The following is a 24,270-nucleotide window of genomic DNA, read 5'->3' on the forward strand; positions in this document are numbered from 1 at the left end:
AAAAAATGAAAAGGAGGGATGTGTTATGGGGAAGATGAATTTGGTAGAAAAACTTTTTCCCAAGCGAAAGGATTTCTATAAGATGATGAATGAGCAGTTAGCAGAGGTAGAAAAAGGACTTGCTCTGTTTGAGGAGTTTATCAATAATCCGACGACAGAGAACGGGAAAAAGGTGAATGAAGCAGAAGAGAATGCGGATGAGGTCCGCAGAATCCTGGTAGATGAATTGAACCGTTCGTTTGTTACACCGATAGACCGCGAGGATATTTTTGCGTTATCTCGTGCAGTTGATGATATGATGGACTATGCGAAATCAACTGTTGAAGAGATGACGCTTTTTGAAATTCAGCCTGATACCTATATTAAAAAAATGGTTGAGGCGATACATAGTGCAACAAAAGATATTGTCTGTGCGGTTAAACAGTTAAAAGAGCATCCAGGTGTATGTGCGGAGCATCTGGTTCGTGCAAGGAAGGCAGAAAATTTTGTAGAGCATCGGTATCGGGAAGGCTTGGTAGAACTTTTTAAGACAAACGATGTAATAAATATTCTGAAAAAACGGGAAATCTACAGACATCTATCAAACGCAGCCGATCGCGCCGCCGAGGCTGCTGATGTTATTAATGATATTTTAGTAAAAATTACATAAAGGGGTAATATGGAACTTATTGAAAAATTGGACGAATCAAAAAGGTTTATTGAGAGTAAATCAAAATTAAAACCGGAAGTCGCTTTAATTCTCGGTTCGGGTTTGTCATCTGTCGCTGATGCGGGTTTGGATATTGTTTGCATTCCGTTTAGCGAAATTCCGTATTTTGCAAAATCCACTGTTGAAGGACACAAAGGCGAAGTTGTTATCGGTAAATTATCAGGCAAAAAGGTTTTTATTATGGCAGGTCGGCTGCATTTCTATGAAGGACATACGCTGGAAGATGTGACATATCCTGTGCGGTTAATGAAATATCTTGGTGTAGAAAAACTTATTATCACTTCCGCGGTCGGTGCAGTCAATAAAAATTTCAAACCCGGTGATATTATGCTCATTACCGACCATATCAATTTTATGGGCGATAATCCATTGATGGGACCCAATGATGATAAATTAGGCCCGCGATTCCCTGATATGTCAGTGGTTTATAATAAAGAGTTGATAAAAAAGGCAGAAGTAGTTGCTAAAAAACTTAAAATTAAAATCCAGAAAGGTGTATATCTCGCAGGTAGAGGACCTTCATATGAGACACCAGCGGAAATAAAAATGGCACGAGTTCTTGGTACGGATGTTGTTGGGATGTCAACCGTGCCAGAAGCGATTGTTGCTAATCACTGCGGGATAAAGGTTCTTGGTATTTCATACATTTCAAATATGGCAGCAGGAATTCTGAAACAGCCGTTAAACCATCAGGAAGTTATAGAAACGGGTAGAAAAGTTGGAAAACAGTTGTGTCGCTATATTAAAGAGATTGTAAAAGAAATGTAAGCAAATGCTTACATTGTTAGACGATAAAAAATGAAAAAATGGGAAATTAAATCAGTTGATAAATTACTTATTGATGAACTTGCACAAAAAACAGGCTATTCAAAAATACTCATCTCAATACTTGTCCAGAAAGGTATAAAAACCGTTTCAGAACTAAAAAAGTTTATCAAGCCACATCTTACCGACCTCTATAATCCGTTTTTGTTCAAGGATATGGAAAAAGCAGTCAACAGAATAAGAAAAGCGATAGACAGCAGAGAAAAAATTCTTATCTACGGAGACCGTGATGTTGATGGAATTACATCTACAAATATCGCAGTTTCATATCTTACGGAATTAAACGCAGATGTCCGATGGTATATCCCATCTGAAGAGGGGTATGGACTCCATAAAGAGATAATTGAAAAATATCGCAATGAAAATGTTAGTTTAATAATAACTGTTGATTGCGGAATTTCTGGTGTTAGCGAAGTTGAGTTTGCAAAATCTATAGGTATTGATGTGATAATTACCGACCATCACGAGCCCCCCCCATCGTCTGAACTACCGAATGCATTTTGTGTAATTGACCCGAAATCGGCAAACGAACAATATCCATTCAAGGAACTCGCCGGCTGCGGTGTCTCATTCAAACTTTTTCAGGCACTTGCTTTTTCGTACTCAAGATATTTTGCCAAAGATATAGTTGTGCTGGATATAGAAACCACAGGGCTTTCACCGCTGATGGATGAGATAGTTGAAATCGGTGCGGTTAAAATAAGAAATTTTGTTCAGATAGGAACATTTTCAACATTGGTGAAGCCACATTCCCATATCCCAAAAAGTATAAGTGCAATTCACGGGATAACAGATGAAGATTGTAAAGATGCGCCGGATATAACAGAAGTTATAAAAAAGTTTTTAGTATTTCTTGGTGATGCAATTATTGTTGCCCATAATGCGAATTTTGATACCGCATTTTTATATCTGGCTGCCCGAAAAATAAAAGAAGAGATTCCTAACGAAGTTATAGATACACTTGAGATATCGCGTGCCTTGTTTCCGTTTAGATCGCACGGGCTTGATGCACTGGCGAAGGACTTAGATGTTGAAATTAAAAATTATCATAGAGCGTTAAGTGATGCGATTGTTACTGCTGAAATTTTTGAACATCTTGTTTTAATGCAAGAGAAAAAACAACAGAGATTTATTGAAAATTACATATATCTTGTTGCTTTAGGCACAATTGCAGATATAGTTCCACTGGTCAACGAGAATAGAGTTTTTGTTAAATATGGTATCCCCATGCTGTATAATTCCCAAAAACCCGGAATTTATACTATTGTTAAGAATCTTCAGATTGAAAAAAAATCGTTTACTGCCAAAAAAATTTCATGGTCTATAGTTCCATTTTTGAACGCCGCCGGGCGTTATGGCAAAGCCGATTTATCTTTTGAACTACTTAACACTGCCGATAAAAACCGTGCCAATAAGTTATTTGATGAAATTCTTGATATTAATAATAAAAGAAAAAACTTACAGAAAATCAATATAAGAAGTTTTATTGATGAGACGATTAAACAAAACGATATTGAAACTGATAAAATTTTTGTGACTGTGGTAGATAATTTACAGCATGGTGTTACAGGGATTGCTGCAAACCAAATACTAAGAGAATTCGGCAAGCCGGTAATCCTTCTTATACTTGAAAATAACGAGGCTATAGGCGCTGCCAGAAGTATTGAAGGATTTGATATAGTGTCTGCGATAGAAAAATGTAAAGACATAGTTGTAAAGTACGGTGGACATAAAAAAGCTGCAGGACTGACAGTAGTTAAAAATAATCTTGATGAGTTTATCAGACGGATAAAGTTTATTGCGAATAGTTTAATTACAGACGAAATACTTGTTCCTAAACTTTTAATTGACTGTGAAATATCAGCATCTGAGATTTCAGTTGAACTTATTAAAGAACTTGAATTGTTAGAACCCTGTGGATTTGGGAATGATTACCCTGTTTTTATACTCAATGATATTGTATTAAGCGAGTTTTCAAGTGTTGGGATTGATGGAGCGCATTTAAGAACGCGGTTCAAGGATGATAAAATAGGTATAGGCGGTATTGGCTGGCAGTTGGGCCGGCGAGCCGCTGATTTCAAAAAAGGACAAAAAGTAAATGTCGCGTTCCAACTTGAAATAAATGTATGGCAGACAAAAGAATCAGCACAACTGAAAATTTTGGATTTGAAACCATCGGACGGTATTTTCTAAAAAATAGCGATGGTAATTTAGTACAAATGGACTAATTTACAGACGGCAAAGCTTTTATGAGAATGTATGATTTAATTTACAAAAAGAGAAATGGCGCAGAATTGTCAAAAGAGGAAATCAATTTTGTTATTCAGGGTTTTACAAAAGGCGAAATCCCTGACTATCAAATGGCAGCGTTTTTGATGACGGTTTTTTTTCGTGGTATGTCCGCAAGAGAATCTACTGATTTAACAATGGCAATGGTTGATTCAGGTGAACGAGTAGATTTATCGGGTATAAAGGGTTTCAAGGTTGATAAACATTCAACCGGCGGTGTCGGAGATACGACAACACTCGTTTTAGGTCCGATTGTCGCTGCCTGTGGTGGAAAGGTTGCGAAGATGACAGGGAGAGGATTGGGGCATACAGGTGGAACGATTGATAAACTGGAATCAATCCCAGGTGTTACCTGTTCGCTTACCAAAGAAAAATTTATTCAGAATGTGAATACTATTGGGCTTGCTTTGATGGGACAGACCGCACAACTTGCACCCGCTGACAAAGTAATCTATGCACTCCGTGATGTAACAGCGACGGTTGATTCTATTCCTTTGATTGCCGGAAGTATTATGTCAAAAAAATTAGCGGCTGGCTCCGACGGAATCGTGCTTGATGTAAAAACCGGCTCCGGCGCATTTATGGAAAAATATGAAGATGCATTAAAACTCGCAAAAGCGATGGTTGATATCGGCGAAGGTGCAGGTAAAAAAATGGTAGCGTTTATCACCAGTATGGAAGAGCCGCTCGGGTATGCAATTGGTAATTCAATAGAGGTTAAAGAGGCAATAGATACTTTAAATGGCGTTGGTCCAAGAGACCTAACAGATTTATGTATTGAGTTAGGAAGTAATATGCTTTTGATTTCTGGAATTGTTAAGACAACTGACGAAGGTAAGAAAAAATTGAGAGAGATAATTGCTAATAGAAAAGGGCTTGAAAAACTTAAAGCAATGGTAAAGGCACAAAGCGGGAATCCAGAAGCGATTGATAATCCGTCACTTTTGCCACAATGTAAAAAGCAGATAACAATATGCAGTCGGCAATCGGGCTATGTTGAAAACATAAATGCACTTGAAGTTGGACTTTCATCACTCATTTTAGGCGCTGGCAGAACGAAAAAAGAGGATATCGTTGACCCATCCGTTGGGATTTACTTAAAGAAAAAGGTTGGCGACAAAGTGGAAAAAGATGAACCACTTGCAATTTTCCATACTGACGGAAACGAAAAGAAATTCAACGAGGCAAAAGAAAAATTCCTGAACGCTTATACAATCGGAAATAAAAAAACAAAACCACCAAAATTCTTCTATGCAAGAGTAACAAAGGATAAAGTAGAGAAATACAAATGAAGAAAGTGAATAGAGATATAAAAACTTGGATTGAGGATTTTGAGGCAGCTTCTAAACGAACATTAAAACAACGACTGAACTATTCGTTTATTCATACATATAAGCCAGTTTTAGATGACGAACCGTATTTTCGTGCTTTCAAGACCATGAAAGAATATCGTCAATGGTGTGAAAAAAAATTACCATCCTGGCTTGGCTATGGAAAAAAGATTTGATTATAAACAGGCAAAATTACTTGCAAAGGTTTTTAATAAACATAAAGTAAAGAGTCAGCAAAACGATTAAGAGATAGAGAATCACTTCCTCGTCTTAAAGCATTTCGTGAATGGCTTATAAGAAAAAAGGAGAACAGATGAAACTTGGACGGGATTTTACAAACACTTTTGTATTTGATGTCTTGGAAAAGGATATTCAGGAAAAAATTCTTAATGAAACCCTGACGCTTTTTTCTATGAATGCACTCGGGCTTATTAAGTTCAAAGAAAGTGTTGAGTTCCAGATAAAAAAAGCGAAAGAATTAGGACTTGACCATCTGGAACTTGATTGCGATGTGCCCAATCCATATCCTGAGTTTTCTAAATTGCAACGAAAAAAAATTAAAAAACTGGCAGAAACAAACGGAATTTCACTCTCCGTCCATCTATCCTACTCCAATGCCGGTTCTTCTATTTCAAGTTTGCAGGAACTTGACCGCTCGTTTGCTGTAAAACTTCAGAAGGTATATGTTGATTTTGCAGCTGATATTGGCGCAAAATATCTTATTATGCATCCAGGCACTGCACCGTTTTATATGGTTTCTGATATTTATATGAAACAATTTTTTAATCAGATTGTGAAATCATTCACCGAGGTTGGTAAATACGCAGAAAGTAAAGGACTGAAACTCCATATAGAAAACAATGTTGCATTTGATAATATCTTTGCCGAACCGGAAGATTGTATTGAAGTTGTAAAAGCAGTTCGTGCAAACGGTGTAAAACTTTATTTCAATTTTGATATTGGGCACTGGTTCACAAGAGCCGAAAAAGGCAAAGAGATACCATTGAATCCAGAAGAGAAATTAAAAATTATACCTGACGAGTTTATCTGCGAGATGCATCTTAACGATTATATACCGAAAGAAATAATTTTTCATCCACCGCTACATACAACCCGCGGTCCTTTACAAAAAGCGAATCTTGAAAATTATTGGAAAATACTAAAAGAGAAAAATCCGGAAGTGATTGTTTTAGAAACCGCATTCAAAACACTTGAACAGGTAAAAAACAGAGACGATATTATTCAGCAGGAAACAGCATACATAAAGGGAATATTTAAATAATCATTCTCACGTTAGCGAGAACGTGGGAACAAGGAATGAAACATTTTGTATTTTTGTTAGGCAGACCCGGTTGTGGGAAATCAGTCGTCTATAAAATCTTGAAAGAAATAGTTGAGAAAAAAAAGATTTTTTGTCCACGGCGAGATGATTTCCTGACATTAAAAGAGATACTTGCGAGAGATAGTGACTTCAAAAGGCACATTTTAAAAGATGGCGGCTTCGCTGTTACTGACTGGTCTGTTGTTGATGAGGCACTGAAGGAGTTATGCCAACTTGTAAAAAAAGAAAGAGCAGACAACAAAATTATTTTTATAGAGTTTGCTCGTGATAATTACTGCCATGCATTTGAAAATTTTACAAAAGATGTTCTGAATGATTCACTAATTCTATACATTTACAGTACTTTTGAAGAATGTTATAAAAGAAATGTTGCAAGATTTCAGAAATCACAATGTAGCCCCCGAATTCATTCAGAGGTGAGCCATGCATCGCAGTACGAGGTAGACTTTGCGAACAGGCACGACGACCATATCGTCCCGCTTGATTTGATGAAGACATATTATAAAACTGATGATTATGAAGAGGCATATATTAGGTCAGAAAAAGAACTTATGAAATTAGTGCCGACTAAAACGGTTGTTTTAGACAGTACTGTATCAGGTAAAGCAGGACTTGCAAGTTTAAGAAAACAAATTGACGAAAAGGTAATTAATGAGTTATTCTGAATTTGTAAAAGAGCAGTTAGAAAAACCAGACGGATTTAAGAGAATAGTTGAATTATTGAAAAATATAAAAGGCAAAAAGTGTCTTGTGTTTTTTCACGATGACCCTGATGGTTTGACTTCGGGCGCTATAATTTACAGAATATTAAAAAAACTTGGTGCTGAAATTATATATCGTATTCCTGAGACGATGGAACTTGAAAAACATCGGATTCAATCCGAATTACGAATTACAAATTACGAATTACTGATTATAGTTGATAAAGCGACAATGGGTTATTACAATGAGTATCCTGATTTAATAAAAGATGTTGTAATTATTGACCATCACCCGCTTGTCGGTGAATATCCGAACAAATGTTTAGTTTTTAATCCATCTATCCCGCAATATACACTTTCGTCTGCTGCTATTTTGTGTAATATGGTTTCACAGGCAATGGGTTTGCGTGACGAACTTGATGATTTCTTGACTTTGATTGGGCTTAAAGGCGACTGGGCAATTGAGCCCGCAACTGATTTTGTCGCACCATTTGTCAAACCGTTTTACGACGATGCAATTAAAAAATTTCCGAACCTTGTCAAGAAAATATCTTCCCGTCCGACGATGTTTGAAGTCAACCAGCGAGAAAAAACAACAGTATTAAACCAAATTGCTGAATTTTATTTCGCACTTTCCGGCGGTGGGTTTCAGTATTTTTATAATGATAGAATTCCAGAACTTAAAAATAGAAGACAGGTTGAGTTTGCATTTGACACTCTGCTTAATCTGAAAGCGAAAGATTACAGTTCGCCCGACGACTTTATAGAGCAAATGCTCTATATTCCGACGGCAAAACATATAGAGCAAATGCTCTATAAAAATATTGCCAGAAAAATATATCAGTGTTTTTTAGACGACTGGAATAAATCCAAAAATATGTTTGATAATGTTGCCTTGTTCAATAAACTTGATGGAGTAAATATCTACCTGTTTGTCGGAAACAATGTTGCATTGATGCCGATGGTTGGTTCTGTGAAACTCTACGAATTGGGTAATCCTTGTGTGCTTGTTATGTTCAACTGGCTTGGCGAAAAAAACGGTGTTCATATTTCATTCAGAGCGAATACTGATAAAATTCACTGTGGCAACATTGCAACACAACTTGTAGAAAAGTTGGTTTCAAAATTTGGGCACCGAGGCGAGATTTCAGGCGGTGGTCATCCAAAGGCAGCAGAGTTCAAAACAAGAAGTTCGGGTGTTTCATTATATGAGATTATGAAAGAATTTCTTATTATTCTGGGGGAAGAATGAATGATGTAAAAGTTGGGATTATTGGTGGTAGCGGTGTTTATGAAATTGATGGAATCAAAGATATTAAAGAGGTAAAGCTAAAAACGCCGTTTGGGAAGCCATCAGACAGTATTGTTATAGGCACACTTGAAGGGATAAAATGTGCATTTTTACCACGACATGGAAAAGGTCACCGATTTTTACCGACGGAAGTAAACTCACAAGCGAATATCTATGCGCTTAAAACACTTGGGGTTGAAAGAATAATTGCTGCATCTGCCTGTGGTTCTCTGAAAGAAGAGATAAAACCCAGAGATTTTTTTATTCCTGACCAGTTGTTTGACAGAACACGGCTAAGACCGAATACATTTTTTGGGAATGGTGTCGTCGGTCATATCGCATTTGACGAGCCGTATTGTCCTGTTCTCTCAGAGATTGTTTATAATAAGGCGAAAGAACTTGGTATCTCCGTGCATAGAGGTGGAACATATGTCTGTATAGAAGGACCGCAATTTTCAACGAAGGTGGAATCAGAGGTGAACAGAAAACTTGGTTTTTCTATTGTTGGTATGACGGCACTGCCCGAGGTAAAATTGGCCCGCGAGGCAGAAATATGTTATGTTACAATCGGGCTTGTCACCGACTATGATGTCTGGAAGGAAGGCGAGGAAGTAACGATAGAAAAAGTTATTGAAAATCTTATTGCGAATTCAAATAATGTCAAGCGGTTAGTTAAGGCGATTTTGCCCGAATTGAAAAAAGAAAGAAAATGTAGATGTGCGACAGCCGTAAAAAATGCGATTTTCACACAACCGAAAGCACTTAACAAGACAACACTAAAAAAACTAAAACCATTAGTTGGGAGGTATATAAAATGAGAGCAAAAAAACTTACAGATAAAGCAATTTTGGGAACATTGAAAAAACACAAAAAAGTGTTGAAAAAATATAATATTAAAAAAATAGGACTGTTTGGTTCTTTTGTCAGAGGAGAACAGAAAAAAAATAGTGATATAGATTTTCTTGTTGAATTTGAATTAAACAAATTTGGTGAAAATTTTAAAGGACTTTATGACACATTTATAGATTTATCAAATTATCTTGAAAATCTATTTAACAGAAAAGTTGAAATACTGACTCCTATAAGTATAGAAACCATAAGAATAAAAGAGGTTAAAGACGAAATTAAAAGGAGTGTTATTTATGTTTAAAAGAAGTGAAAAAGAATTTTTAAAAGATATCATTGAGGCTATTGAGAAAATTAAAAGTTATACAGAAAATAAAGAATATGATGAATTTCTACGGGACATGAAAACACAAGATGCAGTTGTTCGTAATATTGAAATTATCGGAGAAGCCACAAAAAATATTTCAACTGATTTTAAAAAGAAATATAAAAATATTGAATGGAAAAATATGGCAGGTATGCGAGATAAAATTATTCATTTTTATTTTGGTGTGAAATGGGAAATCGTTTGGAGTGTTATAAAAAATGAAATTCCATTGCTGAAAGAAAAAATAGAAAAAATTATTAAATAATTTAGAAAGGAGTGGATATGCGAATAGGTAGGGATTTTACGAATTTGTTAAACACTACTTTTCTGTCAGACGATGAAAAGAGAAAACTAAAAGAAGGGACTCTCACAGTTGCGGATATGGACGCAAAAGTACAGATTGAATCAAAGCGGGATATTGTAAATCAGATAAATGTTGCCGCTGATGTATTGCTTGACCATGTTGAACTTGATGGCGGGATACCCAATCCATTTTTACAGATATCGTCGTCGGCGGTACTAAAAGCAAAAAAAACTGCCTATAAAAAAAATATTACACTTTCACTTCATCTGCCCTACACATATATCTGTGCTGCTGTGTGTGCATTTCAAAAAGAGGACAGGGAACTTGCGGTTGGATTATTGAAACTGTATATTGATTTTGCTGCCAAACTGAACTGTATAAATATTGTGATGCATCCCGGCAGTGTGCCGTTTTATCAGGCAGTTGGGCTGTATAGAAAACAGGTTACAGAAAACCTGTTGAAGTCGCTGAGAGACCTGGTGCCGTATACTTACAGAAAAGGGATAATGTTCCATCTTGAAAACAATACGGCGTTTGATTCTATACTTGTTGATATTGAAGAATGTCTTGAGATTCTTGAGATGATTGATTCCCGCGGTAAAACGATAAAATTTTGTTTTGATATCGGGCACTGGTTCACAAGGGCTGATGCAGGCTGCCAGGTTCCCAACCCGCCTGAAAACATTATGAATACAATCCCTGAAAAATATATCTCGCAGGTTCATCTCAACGATTATATTCCGGTTGTAAAAAAATTTCATCCGCCGTTACATTATCAATCCGGGTTTCTAAAAAAAGAGAATCTGAAAAATCTTTTTGAAGTATTCAGAAAGAAAAAAGTAGAAATTGTTGTGTTAGAAACAGCGGTTAGAGAAGTAGATGAACTTTTGAATACAAGCGAGATAATGAAAAAAGAGGCAGAATATGTAAAGGATATAATGACGACATAAATTGGAATACTAAGTCAGATGTAGCCCCCGAATTTATTCGGGGGTGAGCGTAGCGAATGGAGGTTATGGGTTAATGAAGTGCTTAAACATTTTCTTGTTAGGCAGACCAGGCTGTGGCAAATCCGAAATTTTCAGACGGATCTCTGCCCAACTGAAAGAAGAAAAGTTTTTTGACGATTTTGTCAGGGTTGATGACTTTCCAAAATTATGGGCTATTTTTCAGGCAGATGAAAAAACGGGCAATTGGGTACATTGTAAAAAAACAGCTGACGGCGGCTATCTGGTTACTGACGACAATGTTTGGAATGACATTCTGAAACAGGTTGATAAAGATGTTCTCGCATTACAAAAAGATAACTGTGCAGTATTTATAGAATTCTCAAGGCAGAACTATTTTAAAGCACTAACAAATTTTTCAGAACAGGTTTTGAATAATTCAATAATCCTCTATATTGATTGCTCGTTTGAAACCTGCTGGGCAAGAAATGTAGCAAGACATAAAGCAGCACTTGCTAAAGGCACCGACGACCATCTGGTATCCCGTGAAGAGATGGAGAAAACATATCTGTATGATGACAGAGATAGATTATTGCGAGAATCTAAAATACCGGTTTTGGTTATTGATACTGATGTGCCGGGTATAGACCATCTTATTCCCAAAATAGACAAAGTTATGGTTGAAATAAAACAAATAATTACAAAAAATAAAATCCTGTTAATCCAGTCAAAAGAAATTTCTAATTTTTAATTTCCGTTCAAGGGGGGATTATGAAAAAGTTTTTTGTTGGCTTGGTGTTGGCAGTTTTTTGTTGTGGGTTTCTGTTTTCTGAGAAGGAGGAAATAGATTTGTTCAAAAAAGCAAAAACACTCCAAAAAGGGAAACAGTATGAGGATGCGATTAAATCCTACAGGAATTTTCTAAAAGAATTTCCAGAGACAAAAGAATCAGCCGATGCCCAATACAACATCGGTACTTGCTATTTGAAACTGAAACAATACGAGGAAGCATTAAAAGAATTCCAGGCGGTAATTGATAAATTTCCTGAACGAAAGAAAGCAGTTGATGCATATTTGCAGATAGGTTCTATCTATCAAAAAAAGCAAGAAAAATATGAAACAGCAATCAAAACATATCAGGAACTATTAGAAAAATATCCTGACTCAAAAAAAGCGGTCAATGCCCAGTTTGAGTTAGCAGTTTGTTATGAAAAAATAGATAATAGCAAGAAAGCGATAGAAGAATATCAGAAGGTTATAGATACCTTCCCGGATTCTAAAAAAGCAGAAAAAGCAAAAGAAAAAATCGCCAAATTAAAAGGTCAAAAAACAAAAAAACCCAAAAAACAAGAGCCTATAAAAAAAACGAAGAAGCCGATAAAATCAGAAGAACAATTACCACCACAAGATGCTAATGAATAAATATCGCTAAATGGATATAAAAGAATTGCTTAAGAAAATACCGAAAGTTGACCTGCACTGTCATCTTGATGGCTCTGTAAGGGCTGAAACAATTTTAGAACTTGCCAAAAAACAGAATATAAAATTGCCAACTCCAAATCCTGACGAACTCAAAAAATATGTTCAGGTTTCCAAAAACTGTCGGTCTCTTGCTGAATTTCTGAAGGTCTTTAATTTTTTTTATCCGCTATTAAAAAACCCGGAAGCGGTTGAAAAGATTGCCTATCAGTTATGTGAAGATTGTAAAGCAGAAAATATAAAATACTTTGAAACCAGGTTTGCGCCTGCACTTCAGTCAACAGCAGATTTTCCAATGGACGAGGTTGTAAAAAAAGCATTATTCGGCTTACAGCAGGGTTCAAGAGATTTCAAGATAAAAGCAAACGCAATACTGTGTTGCTATCGGATGATTACAGACGACGAAAACTGGCAGACGGTTGAACTTGCCAGAAAATATTCAGATAAAGGTGTTGTCGGAGTTGACCTTGCGGGTGATGAGGTAAATTATCCAACTGAAAAGTTTATCAAATTTCTTAAAAAAGCAAAAAGTTACAAAATACCGCTTACCTGTCATATTGGTGAAACACCGATGGGGAGTGGGATGAAAAAAATTTTTGATATACCAGTTGACAGAATAGGTCACGGGGTTCATCTTTCTAAAAGCAGCGAGAAACTTATTGATATAGTTAAAGAAAAAAAAATACCAATTGAAATGTGTATTACATCAAATATCCAGACGCAGGTTGTAGAAAGTTTAGAAGCACATCCAATCAAAGAGTTTTACAATCAGGGCTTAAAAGTAACGGTGAATACTGACGATAGGTCGGTAAGCGGGATTGATTTAACACATGAATATGATATATTAGTTAATCATCTCGGGTTTGAATTAGATGATTTAGTCAAAATCATATTTAATGGTGTTGATGCAGCATTTCTGCCGGAGCAGGACAAAAAAAATCTGGCACTTTTAATAAAGAAGGAGATAAACACAATTATTTATGGAACAGCAAAAATTCAAACGGCACAGTGAGACACGGGATTTATTAAGAAAACTGGTTAATACATATGGGCTTGAAAAATTAGGCAAGATTATAGAAGATGACAATTCAGTTCTTTTTACAAAGGATGTTTATATTTCATTGCATAGTATTGTTGAAACAACACTTGCTAATGAAGACACACTGAAAGCGATGCGGTTAGCACGAAACATCTATGATATTCCTGTTTTTATAGTAAATTCCCGTCGTGGAATTTTTCGGATAAGAAACAAACCGAGTTTAGAGAAAGCGATTGAGACACTAAAAAATTTTTCTAACTGTTTCAGATTAAGTCCTTACAGTATTCTGAATACCTTTTTAGCAATTGTAGAATCGCAAGTTACCGGTTTTGATTTACAGAAATTATACCAAACCGGTATTCAGCATATAGAATCATTCATTCAACACGCTTCAAAAAACAATCCGAACTGGGTCAACCAACCGCTTACAAACAAAAAGCCGGTTTTAATAATACCAATCGGTGCGGCTGGCAGTGGCAAGTCCACTTTCTATAAAGAACTGTCAAAAATAGAAAATGTTATAAATATCTCCTGTGACAATATCAGGTATTTGTTGTTTAAAGAGTTCGGTCCATGTTTTGCACCGTGGGAAAGTTGTCTTTCTTGGTGGCTCGTAAATCAACTTACAGATAGTTATATTAACAAAGGATACAGTATTTTTTATAATGGTGTCAACACGGATATAGAATACAGAACGCCGATGACAATGGAACTCACAGATACGCTGTATGCTGGGATACCTTACAATCTAAAACTCGTTTATTTTGAACCGCCTGTAAAACTAACCGATGAGGAATTGGAAAAACTGAAAGAAATAGATTTATGGACGCTGCCGATTGACAAAGTAGAACTTCATTCCTTACCGCCAAATGTCGCAAAAATTATACAACTTATCAAAGATAATTTTCAGCGAACATTTAACAGAACCAAAGAAATTTCAGAAGGCAAAAAAGAACAAAACCCGTTTGATGTTCTCTACTCGGTACCTGCTGCAATTATCAAACTTTTTGTAGAGCAATCGTTTAATGTTCCTAAAGGCATGAATGTGCTCACAATCCCGCGGAAAGAAATAAAAAACAAGTCAGAACGTAGTTTATTTTATTATAAATACGCCCAATCGGCTTTAGAATCAGAAACTTGACAAATCTAAAAAATTCTTGTAAAATAAAAATAGGAACATAAAAACAGCGAGCCAGAGAGACAGAATGCCGAATGGACAACAGGTTCCGGTGGGGATCTATAACATTGGGATTCCCATACAAAATGTAAGCAAATGCTTACATTTAAAATACCACGTAAATTGCTGCGGGGAGTTTCATTGAAATTTCGGATTTCAGATTTAGGATTTAGAATTTGCCGTTAATGGAGGTGTTGAATGAAGAGCAAAAGAATAATTTTGATTGCAGTCATTTTAGGACTTTTTGCTGTTATTTTATCGTTCGGGCTGATTCGTTCACTGGAGCAGAAATACCGTTATGGCGCCCAGATGACCGAGGTGCTTGTTGCAAGAGGCTATATTGCCGAAGGAACGCTTCTCAAGGACTATATGGTTGATACTATCAAAGTGCCTGCTGCCTACAAAATGCCAAAAGCACTTGAATCGGTCTCGCAACTTGTGAATGAAGACGGCATGAACATCTATGCGACCGCAGTACCTATTGAACAAGGTGAGCAGGTCGTTACTACTAAACTATTAACACCCGGCAAAGATACGGGGCTTGCTATAGTGATTCCCGAAGGCAAACGGGCTGTATCCGTTTCGGTAGATGTTGCCAGTGGCGTTGCAGAATTGATAAAACCCGGCAACTATGTAGATGTTTTATGCACATTAGACGAGCAGGAAAAAGCGGTAACAGTTCTGCAAAATGTACTTGTGCTTGCGTATAAACAAAATATTATCGGTGCGGCATCTACCAGAACACAAACATCCGTAGGGTTCACAGGTGGTGATATATCAACACCGACGGAAGATGTACTGCCTACGGTAACACTTGCGGTAACACCTTTTGAGGCACAGGCGCTTGTCTTAGCTGCTGAGAAAGGTGTTTTGCGGTTAGCACTTCGCGGCTTAAATGACCACACAGTTGTTAATTTAGGTGCGACTACAGTGGGCGTATTTTCAAAATAAGGCAATTAAAAATGCAAAATGAAAAATTAAAAATTGATATTGATAAAAGAACTTATAAATTTGCATTAGATGTTATTAAATTTAAAAAGATACTTGGCAAAATAGTTAAAACATCCAAAGGTATTTAATTTTTAATTTTTAATTTTTAATTGATTTTATGGGCAAAGTAATTGCTGTGATGGGTTCTAAAGGCGGTGTTGGACAGACACTGGTTGCGATAAATGTTGCGATTGCGTTAAAATCACAGACAAAAAAACGGGTTGCACTGGTTGATTTTAATTTTGCAATGGCAGGCGAGATTGCACTACTGTTGGCTGTTCCACAGACGAAATCACTGCTGGATTTGTTGCCTGTTATTGATAAACTATCTGCCCAGATGCTGAAGGGCTATGTGGTAGAACATTCTTCCGGGATTGATTTCCTGGCTGCGGTTGCTGAATCAACCGATGCTACAAAAATACTGCCGCGTTATGCTGAAAAAACAATCAATTTTTTTGCGACCGTCTATGACTATGTAATAGTTAATATAGGCCGTAGTTTTACAGAGTTACAAATCGCAATTTTAGACAATGTTGATATAGTTGTTCTGGTTACTACACCTGAACTTGCAGCACTCTATCATACCAAAAAAGTCTGGCAACAGTTTTTGATAAATCACTATCCAACACAGATGTTAAAAATTGTATTAAACAAAGCAGATATCGCTGGTGGGTTAAGTGTTGACCAAATCACCGAGTATCTCAAACAGCGCCCGACATGGCTTATCCCGTTTGACCCGGATACCGCAGTGCTTTCTATAAACCGAGGGGTTCCTGCTGTGACAGCATCAAGCCGGTCTGGTTTTTCTAAAGGTGTATTTTCAATAGTCAGTACTATTGTTGAAGAAACCAATTCTGCCGAACAAGGTGCTGGGTTATTTGTCGGGTTAAAAATTGCGATGGAACAGGCGCGAAAAGAACACCGACTGACCCGCAAAGAAAAAGAAATAGAAATTACAAAAACTACCACTTCTGCACTTCTGCCACCATCAGAAGAAGTCAAAATGCGGGTTTATAACAAACTTGTTGAAGAAATGAAAGAACGAAGGATTGAACTCGCACCGAGCGGTGATAAACAGAAACAGATAGAAACCAGACAGATTGTTCAGGAAGCAATAGAACGAATCCTCAATACAGAAGGCGAAAAACTTACCGCACGAGTTGACAGGGTTCGGCTTGTGATGGAGGTTTTAGACCAGGCGTTAGGTTTAGGTCCACTTGAAGATTTTTTGAGAGACCCGACAATCACAGAAGTAATGGTCAACGGTCGGGATAGAATCTATGTAGAACGTGCAGGCAAGATATTTTTGACCACTAAAAAATTTACAACAGACCAGCAACTGATGAATGTGATAGAACGAATTGTTACACCATTAGGCAGACGAATTGATGAATCCTCACCACTTGTAGATGCACGGCTGAAAGACGGCTCCCGTGTGAATGCCACTATTCCGCCATTATCACTTGTAGGACCCTGCCTTACAATTCGCAAGTTTTCTAAAGAACGGCTCACATTCAAAGATTTATTAAATTTTGGTTCACTTACGCCGGAAATGATTGAGTTTTTGAGAATCTGTGTTCAGTTAAGAAAAAATATAATTATATCCGGCGGTACCGGTAGTGGCAAAACAACACTGCTGAATATTTTTTCCAGTTTTATTCCATCAACAGAACGGATTGTAACAATTGAAGATGCGGCTGAATTACAACTTCCACAGGAACACTGGGTTCGGCTTGAATCCAGACCGCCTAATATTGAAGGTGCAGGCGAGATAACTATCAGACGGCTTGTGATAAATGCGCTCCGTATGCGACCTGATAGAATCGTTGTTGGTGAATGCCGTGGTGGCGAGGCGTTAGATATGCTTCAGGCAATGAATACCGGGCACGATGGCTCGTTAACGACTATCCACGCGAACTCCCCACGGGACTGTCTGTCACGGTTAGAAACACTTGTATTAATGGCGGGAATGGATTTACCAACCTCAGCAATCAGAAGCCAGGTTGCATCTGCAATCAATGTAATTGTTCAGATAGCAAGATTTGCCGACGGAACACGAAAAATTACACATATCACTGAAATAACAGGAACCGAACGGGATACAATTACGCTTGCTGATATTTTTGTGTATAAACAAACAGAAATTGATACTACAGGTCGTGTGCTTGGCGAGTTCAACACAACAGGTGTTATCCCATCATTCATCAGTGAAGTAAAATCACACGGGCTTACATTTGATATGGGGATATTCAGATAATATCGCGAATAACAACTCCCGAATATCTCCCGAATACCAACCCGAATACAACCGAATACTTATTCGGGAACATTCGTGATGATATTCGTGATGTGTTATTTGTGATTTTCAATTGACAATTATAATTTTTTTGTTAAAATAGTTAAAGGGAAACTATGAAAAAAATTTTTTACCTTTTCCTACTTCCTACTTCCTACTTCCTACTTCCTGTCTTTTTTGCCGGCTGCGAACGCAGTCCATTTGAAGATACAGTAGAATTTGTTGGGAAGGTGTATTACGGGACAGAAACATCTGACGGCAAAATTAGAGTTTTAGGCGCACTTTCAAACGCCAGAGTTATCGCACTCGGATATTCCGGCTCTGATACAACCGATCCTAATGGAAAATATACGCTAACTATCAAAGCAGTCAGGACATTCAAAGGCGACCCATTAGCAGAAGCATACACATTAGAAGCATCAGGTTCGTCAGCACCGAGTGTTTATCCGCAAGGTAATTATATAAGCGAGCAGATAACCGTCTACGGCAGACCCGGCGATACAATACAGGTGCGTGATTTTATTCTGTATAAACATAAAGAGGCAGGTTAAAGGTTAAAATAAAAGGTATAAATAAGAGGTTAAAGGTTTAAGGTTAAAGGGTAAAATTCTGGATTTTATTTTAATTTTAACCTGTCATTTAAACCTTTAACCTGACTTTATGGTTAAAATATGCAAGACCTAAAAGAACGAACATATAAATTTGCCTTGCAAATAATCAAACTGGTACAGAAATTACCACAAAACCAAATAGCCCGAATTATTGCAGAACAGATGTTCAAAAAAATTCGTTCTATCTTGATTTTAATTTTAATTTTAACCTTTAATTTTAACCTTTTACCTTTAACCTGCCTCTCTGCTGCTGAAATAGAAGATATCGTCTACGAGCCCGAAACATACAGCAATGTGATTACAATCCATCCTGAAGTGCCACCAGCAGAAAATACAGATGTAATAATTGTATATAGAGTTTGGTATTCTTCAGGTACACTTGCATCAAGAAACTACTGGGAGGTACTTCCTGAAACCACACAGACAGAAGTCAGACATTATATTGGCAACCGGCTTGGTGATTTCAGGTATTTTGCTCAACATCGGTTTGATATAGTAACTGATACCGAAACAATTATTGGGGATTGGACACCTGACGATACCTGGACTGGTAATACATCTACCGCACCCGGACAGGTAGTTTTAAGTCCATATATCCACGATTTGAAACGGGGTAGTTATGGTATGGAAAATGAAGAAGAAGAGCAACAACTTGGGATGGGTCCCGGCTGGTTTTTTAAGTATCAACTTTTTGATGATTCATATGTAACAATAAGAATCTATCCACCCTGTACACAGGTTAGTTCAACAACATACTTTGGATATCCACTTGTAATATCTTCAGCACCAATAAGAACGATAATCCATAAAACACCACGAAGTATGGAATTGATTGACTCATCATGGTGGAATACCGACGAATGGGATTGCAGGGATGATTCCGGCACAATAGTAAATAATGGGATTTATATTGTTTCAATAGATGCGTATAACAGGCACTATATCACATTTGACCCTACGGATAATGCCGCGGAATCTCCAGGACCTGCTACTGTTACTATCTCTACAACTACACGCGGTAGAAGAGGTCACTGGTGGGGCTCTATTCCTGTAGATATTTTAAGGATAATGAAACTTCAAAGTAATACAATATCAGATTATGCTAATCAATCAAACGCATTTTCATACCGGCTCACAGGCGCTGCTAATGTTACTATAAAAGTTTATCAAGGTGGTGCGACATTCACAGGAATAGATACTAATCCCAATAGCGATACATATGGAGAAGCCATTCCATCAGCAGGCGCTACACTGGTTAAAACGATAAAATACTACCGTGCTGCCGGTAACTATGAAGAGGGCTGGAATGGTTACGATGATAATGGGCTTCCGCTTGCTAATGGTATCTATACATATTCTATCTCTGCAGTAAATGATTACAAACGTATCGCAACTGATGAATACGGGAACGACCACCCTATCTGGGGCAATATCACAATAATGCGAACACTGAAATTGACAGAGTTTTCAGCTAACCAGGTGAGCGATTATGTTGATGAAAATATATTCAAATACACTTTGAGTGGTACTGCAAAAGTTACTATCAAGGTTTATCAAAGTAGTGTAACATTTACAGGTGTTGATACCAATTCTACCAGTGCTACTTACGGTGAGCCGATACCTTCGGCAGGTTTCACACCATTAAAAACACTGAAATTTTACCGTGCTGCCGGTAGCTATGAAGAAAGTTGGAATGGTTTTGATGATAATGGTACTCCACTGCCTAATGGCATATACACATATACAATTTCTGCGGTCAGTGATTACAGCGGGATACTGACAGATGCCTACGGAAACGTTCAGCCGATGTGGGGCAATGTTACCATTACAAGAAGCGTAAAGTTGACAGAGTTTTCAGCTAACCAGGTGAGCGATTATGTTGATGAAAATATATTCAAATACACTTTGAGTGGTACTGCAAAAGTTACTATCAAGGTTTATCAAAGTAGTGTAACATTTACAGGCGTTGATACCAGTTCCACCAGTGCAACTTACGGTGAGCCGATACCTTCGGCAGGTTTTACACCGTTAAAAACACTGAAATTCTACCGTGCTGCCGGTAGCTATGAAGAAAGTTGGAATGGTTTTGACGATAATGGCACCCCACTGCCCAATGGCATATACACATATACAATCTCTGGAGTTAGCGAGTATAAGGGAATCTTGACCGATGCATCTGGTAGCATTCAGCAAATGTGGGGGAGTGTCGCAATAATGACACCAGCGCAGTCTACAATTTCTACAGGTAAATCTGTCCAAGTTGAAAGTTTAGTTTTTGACCCGAAGACAGCCAGCAATGTCATTACAATCAAGGCCGAAGAATCAGTTAATAATATTACGCCAATATATAAATTTTGGTATTCTTCCGGCACTCTTTTATCGTCAAACAACTGGGAACCGTTTGCCGAGACAACTCAAACGGAAGCGAGACATTATATCGGCGACCGGCTTGGTGATTTCAGGTATTGCGTTCAGGTCAGTTTTGACGGCGGGCAAACTTGGACGCCGAATTGGGGACCGACATGGACAGGTACCAATCCTTCACCAGCCGACCAGCATTTAAGTCCGTACATTCATGATTTGAAAAGGGGCTCCTACACTGATAATTCGGAAGAAGAAGAGCAACTCGGGATGGGGCCCGGCTGGTTTTTTAAGTATCAACTTTTCGATGATTCATATGTCACAATGAAAATCTATCCGAGTTCAACTACTCCAAGTTATTCCGCCGTGCATAATTCTTCATATACATATTTTGGTTTTCCAGCCGCAATAAATAAAAATCCAATCAGAACTATAATCCATAAAACACCAAGAAGCCAACAGATGGGTGACTCATCCTGGTGGAATACTGATGAATGGGATTGCAGGGATGATAATGGTAATATCGTAGATAACGATGTTTATATAGTTGTTATAGATGCATATGATAAACACTGGGTAGTATTTGACCCGACGGATACAGACCCGCCAGTCAGCGATCCTAGCGACCCGATGCCCAGAACAGGTCGCCGTGGAACCAGGTGGCTCTCAATCCCTGTAGATATTTTAAGGATAATGAAACTTCAAGCAAATACAATCACTAATTATGAGAATCAAGAAGATGCGTTTTCATACCGGCTCACAGGCGCTGCTAATGTTACTATAAAAGTTTATCAAGGTGGTGCGACATTCACAGGAATAGATACTAATCCCAATAGCGATACATATGGAGAAGCCATTCCATCAGCAGGCGCTAAACTGTATAAAACGATAAAATACTACCGTGCCGCAGGTAACTATGAAGAAGGCTGGAATGGTTACGATGAGAATGGTGTACCACTCGCTAATGGTATCTATACATATTCTATATCTGCAGTGAATGATTACAAACGTATCGCAACTGATGCATACGGGAATGACCACCCTATCTGGGGCAATATCACAATAATGCGAACACTGAAATTAACAGAATTTTCAGCAAACCCTATTGTTGATTATATTGGTGAGAAAACATTCAAGTACACTCTTACCGGTGCCGCATATGTTACAATCAATGTGTATCAAAAAGGGGTGACATTTACGGGTGTGTATGATAGTTCTGGGATTCCTGCGCCATCTGATGGATATACACCACTTGCAACACTCGGTTTCTACCGTGCTGCGGGCAGTTGGGAAGAATCATGGGATGGTAGAACTGACGATGAAGAATTATTGCCTGACAGTATTTACACATATACAATCTCGGCTATAAGTGATTACGGCGGAATTGCAACTGATGCCTACGGAAATACCCAGCCGATGTGGGGTAATATTACAATAATGCGTGAAGAACCGCCTGCTAATGCTGAAGAAGAAACCGGCACAACAGCCACAGGAACAGGGAACATTGTGGTTGGCACTTATTCACCACCTAAAAATAAAACCGTCTCTGCCGGTGTCTCATCTGTTGTTGTTTCAGTCGTAGATAAAGATGTTATCGTAGATACCTCAAAATCAGCAATTGCTTTAACTGACCCGCTTGGCAGACAAATAAAAACCACACCTGTAGTCAACGGCAAAACTTTTGGAATAAATGTCCCGCCGTTAACCGTGACTGGCGAGTATAAAGTTAATTTACAACTTGTCGCTAAAAACAGTAAACATTGGACTGAAACATACAAATTTAGTGTTGAGAAATCAAACACATTTAACGATACCGTTTATGCCTGTCCAAACCCGGCAAAATCTAATAGCATAAAAATTGCGTTTCAATACTCAACTGGTGAAAAAGCAAATATAAAAATATTCAGTATTGCTGGTAATTTAATCAAAGATGAAAATGTTGATACCTCACCATATGAGTGGAACTTATCGGATGTCGGTAATGGATTGTATTTCTATAAAGTTGAAATCGGGCACGATAAAAGCAAACTCAAAACAATAATGGTGGCAAGATGAATAAAAATTAAAATTAAAAAATAAAAATGGAAAATGACAAAGCAAAATTCAAAAAAGAGTTCAAAGAACGGATTTATCAGTATATTCTAAAATTGATAAAGTTTATAGATAATCTGCCTAAAGATAGAACTTGCGATGTAATTGGCAAACAATTATTACGGAGTGGAACAAGTATTGGAGCAAATTATATTGAAGCACAAGCATCAAGTTCCAGAAAAGATTTTACCAATTTTTTAGCGAGTAGTATTTTAACATTAAAAGGCCGAAAATGAAACATTTTAGATTTTGGATTTTCATTTTTCATTTTTCATTTTTCATTTTTCATTGCCTTTATGCTACAGAACCGACTGCTGAATTTTTGCGGATAAACCCAGCTGCTACTGCTTCTGCAATTGGTGGTGCTGATGTAGCTTATAGCGGTAAAGTTGACTCTATATATTCTAATCCGTCAGGGCTGGGAACTCTTGCAAAACCACAACTTCTAACTGCGTATTCTTCATATATTCAGAATATAAAATTAGCAGGGCTGGCGTTTGCGAAACCTATCGGCAAAAAAGGCGAAAATGTAGTCGGATTAGCTGTCCTGTATCTCGGGCTTACAGGTCTGGAAGTATATAACGACGATTCAGGTGCGACTGGCGAAACCGCATCCAGCAGTAATTTTGGTTTTACACTTTCCTGGGCAAGAAATATCAGAAATAATTTGACAGCCGGTCTCTCTATAAAACAGGTTCATCAGAATTATGATGAGGTTACAAGCGATGGCTTCTGTGCTGATGTTGGAGTACTTTATAAATCTAACAATCTCTCGCTTGGTCTTTCATTCCAGAATTTCGGTCCTGAAATAGATAATCAGAAACTGCCATCAACAATCCGGTTAGGGACAAATTATACAGATTATATATTCAATAACATACCAATAGAAACATCTGTTGAAATAGAAAAACCGATTTATTCTGATATAAAATTTAAAGCAGGTGCAGAGTACTGGATAACCCCGAATGTAAATCTGCGGTGTGGGTATGAGGATCTAAAGGCTGCCGGTACATTTTCAGGTATATCCGGCGGGCTCGGGCTTAAAACATTCTATCAGCAAAGTTATATTGAAGAAAATATGAAAAAAATAGACGTGAACCTGGATTACGCATTTACATATTTTGGTGAACTCGGCAATATTCATAAAGTTTCTATAGGTTTTGAATTCTGAAACACAAACAAACAAGCCCACTAAAGTGGGGAGTAAAAATTTATACCTGACTTCAGTCGGTAAAAGAAAACTCTGACAGAATTTACAGGATAAAAGAATAAAA

22 protein-coding genes are annotated in these 24,270 nt (G+C 37.5%); all 22 read left to right on the top strand.

What is annotated here, in order from left to right:
* Positions 1 to 25 precede the first annotated feature (25 nt).
* On the top strand, positions 26 to 649 hold the full coding sequence (locus AB1349_02370) for a DUF47 family protein (GenBank protein ID MEW6556180.1): 624 nt from the start codon (positions 26 to 28) through the stop codon (positions 647 to 649).
* A gap of 9 nt (positions 650 to 658) precedes the next feature.
* The gene (locus AB1349_02375) at positions 659 to 1,477 is read left to right on the top strand and encodes a purine-nucleoside phosphorylase (GenBank protein MEW6556181.1); all 819 of its coding nucleotides are present in this window, start codon (positions 659 to 661) and stop codon (positions 1,475 to 1,477) included.
* Between the two features lie 30 nt (positions 1,478 to 1,507).
* Positions 1,508 to 3,727: a single-stranded-DNA-specific exonuclease RecJ gene (gene recJ / locus AB1349_02380; protein ID MEW6556182.1), complete on the top strand. Its 2,220-nt coding sequence runs from the start codon at positions 1,508 to 1,510 to the stop codon at positions 3,725 to 3,727.
* A gap of 56 nt (positions 3,728 to 3,783) precedes the next feature.
* Positions 3,784 to 5,115 carry a pyrimidine-nucleoside phosphorylase gene (locus tag AB1349_02385; GenBank protein MEW6556183.1) on the top strand — a complete coding sequence of 444 codons (1,332 nt, stop codon included), beginning with the start codon at positions 3,784 to 3,786 and terminating at the stop codon, positions 5,113 to 5,115.
* On the top strand, positions 5,112 to 5,330 hold the full coding sequence (locus tag AB1349_02390) for a hypothetical protein (GenBank protein ID MEW6556184.1): 219 nt from the start codon (positions 5,112 to 5,114) through the stop codon (positions 5,328 to 5,330). Before AB1349_02385 ends, AB1349_02390 begins: the two co-directional genes overlap by 4 nt.
* A 137-nt stretch (positions 5,331 to 5,467) precedes the next feature.
* Positions 5,468 to 6,436: a sugar phosphate isomerase/epimerase family protein gene (locus tag AB1349_02395; protein MEW6556185.1), complete on the top strand. Its 969-nt coding sequence runs from the start codon at positions 5,468 to 5,470 to the stop codon at positions 6,434 to 6,436.
* 35 nt (positions 6,437 to 6,471) lie between these two features.
* A complete protein-coding gene (locus AB1349_02400) occupies positions 6,472 to 7,161 on the top strand; it encodes a hypothetical protein (protein MEW6556186.1) in 690 nt (229 codons plus the stop codon).
* Entirely contained in the window at positions 7,148 to 8,449 is a 1,302-nt protein-coding gene (locus AB1349_02405) for a DHH family phosphoesterase (protein MEW6556187.1), read from the top strand. Before AB1349_02400 ends, AB1349_02405 begins: the two co-directional genes overlap by 14 nt.
* Positions 8,446 to 9,306: an S-methyl-5'-thioadenosine phosphorylase gene (mtnP, locus tag AB1349_02410; protein MEW6556188.1), complete on the top strand. Its 861-nt coding sequence runs from the start codon at positions 8,446 to 8,448 to the stop codon at positions 9,304 to 9,306. The genes AB1349_02405 and mtnP overlap by 4 nt, the downstream gene beginning before the upstream one ends.
* Positions 9,303 to 9,638 (top strand): nucleotidyltransferase domain-containing protein, encoded by a 336-nt coding sequence (locus AB1349_02415; GenBank protein MEW6556189.1) that lies wholly within the window; start codon positions 9,303 to 9,305, stop codon positions 9,636 to 9,638. Before mtnP ends, AB1349_02415 begins: the two co-directional genes overlap by 4 nt.
* Entirely contained in the window at positions 9,631 to 9,966 is a 336-nt protein-coding gene (locus AB1349_02420; GenBank protein MEW6556190.1) for a DUF86 domain-containing protein, read from the top strand. Before AB1349_02415 ends, AB1349_02420 begins: the two co-directional genes overlap by 8 nt.
* Before the next feature lie 17 nt (positions 9,967 to 9,983).
* Positions 9,984 to 10,955, top strand: a complete 972-nt coding sequence (locus AB1349_02425) for a sugar phosphate isomerase/epimerase family protein (protein ID MEW6556191.1) — start codon at positions 9,984 to 9,986, stop codon at positions 10,953 to 10,955.
* 73 nt (positions 10,956 to 11,028) lie between these two features.
* Positions 11,029 to 11,703 carry a hypothetical protein gene (locus AB1349_02430; protein MEW6556192.1) on the top strand — a complete coding sequence of 225 codons (675 nt, stop codon included), beginning with the start codon at positions 11,029 to 11,031 and terminating at the stop codon, positions 11,701 to 11,703.
* Between the two features lie 20 nt (positions 11,704 to 11,723).
* Positions 11,724 to 12,374, top strand: a complete 651-nt coding sequence (ybgF, locus tag AB1349_02435) for a tol-pal system protein YbgF (GenBank protein ID MEW6556193.1) — start codon at positions 11,724 to 11,726, stop codon at positions 12,372 to 12,374.
* A 10-nt stretch (positions 12,375 to 12,384) separates the two neighbouring features.
* Positions 12,385 to 13,443, top strand: coding sequence for an adenosine deaminase (gene add, locus AB1349_02440; GenBank protein ID MEW6556194.1), 1,059 nt, complete (start codon positions 12,385 to 12,387; stop codon positions 13,441 to 13,443).
* Entirely contained in the window at positions 13,412 to 14,611 is a 1,200-nt protein-coding gene (locus AB1349_02445) for a hypothetical protein (GenBank protein MEW6556195.1), read from the top strand. Before add ends, AB1349_02445 begins: the two co-directional genes overlap by 32 nt.
* Positions 14,612 to 14,845: 234 nt before the next feature.
* Entirely contained in the window at positions 14,846 to 15,598 is a 753-nt protein-coding gene (gene cpaB, locus AB1349_02450; GenBank protein ID MEW6556196.1) for a Flp pilus assembly protein CpaB, read from the top strand.
* A gap of 157 nt (positions 15,599 to 15,755) precedes the next feature.
* The gene (locus AB1349_02455) at positions 15,756 to 17,894 is read left to right on the top strand and encodes an ATPase, T2SS/T4P/T4SS family (protein ID MEW6556197.1); all 2,139 of its coding nucleotides are present in this window, start codon (positions 15,756 to 15,758) and stop codon (positions 17,892 to 17,894) included.
* 155 nt (positions 17,895 to 18,049) lie between these two features.
* Positions 18,050 to 18,484 carry a hypothetical protein gene (locus AB1349_02460; protein ID MEW6556198.1) on the top strand — a complete coding sequence of 145 codons (435 nt, stop codon included), beginning with the start codon at positions 18,050 to 18,052 and terminating at the stop codon, positions 18,482 to 18,484.
* A 120-nt stretch (positions 18,485 to 18,604) separates the two neighbouring features.
* Positions 18,605 to 22,960 carry a T9SS type A sorting domain-containing protein gene (locus tag AB1349_02465; GenBank protein ID MEW6556199.1) on the top strand — a complete coding sequence of 1,452 codons (4,356 nt, stop codon included), beginning with the start codon at positions 18,605 to 18,607 and terminating at the stop codon, positions 22,958 to 22,960.
* A 26-nt stretch (positions 22,961 to 22,986) separates the two neighbouring features.
* Positions 22,987 to 23,232 (top strand): four helix bundle protein, encoded by a 246-nt coding sequence (locus AB1349_02470; protein MEW6556200.1) that lies wholly within the window; start codon positions 22,987 to 22,989, stop codon positions 23,230 to 23,232.
* Complete coding sequence (locus AB1349_02475; protein MEW6556201.1) at positions 23,229 to 24,167, top strand: PorV/PorQ family protein; 939 nt, start codon at positions 23,229 to 23,231, stop codon at positions 24,165 to 24,167. Before AB1349_02470 ends, AB1349_02475 begins: the two co-directional genes overlap by 4 nt.
* Positions 24,168 to 24,270: the final 103 nt, after the last annotated feature.

The sequence above is a fragment of the Elusimicrobiota bacterium genome, assembly GCA_040757695.1.
In the GTDB taxonomy this organism is placed as follows: Bacteria; Elusimicrobiota; UBA8919; order UBA8919; family UBA8919; genus JBFLWK01.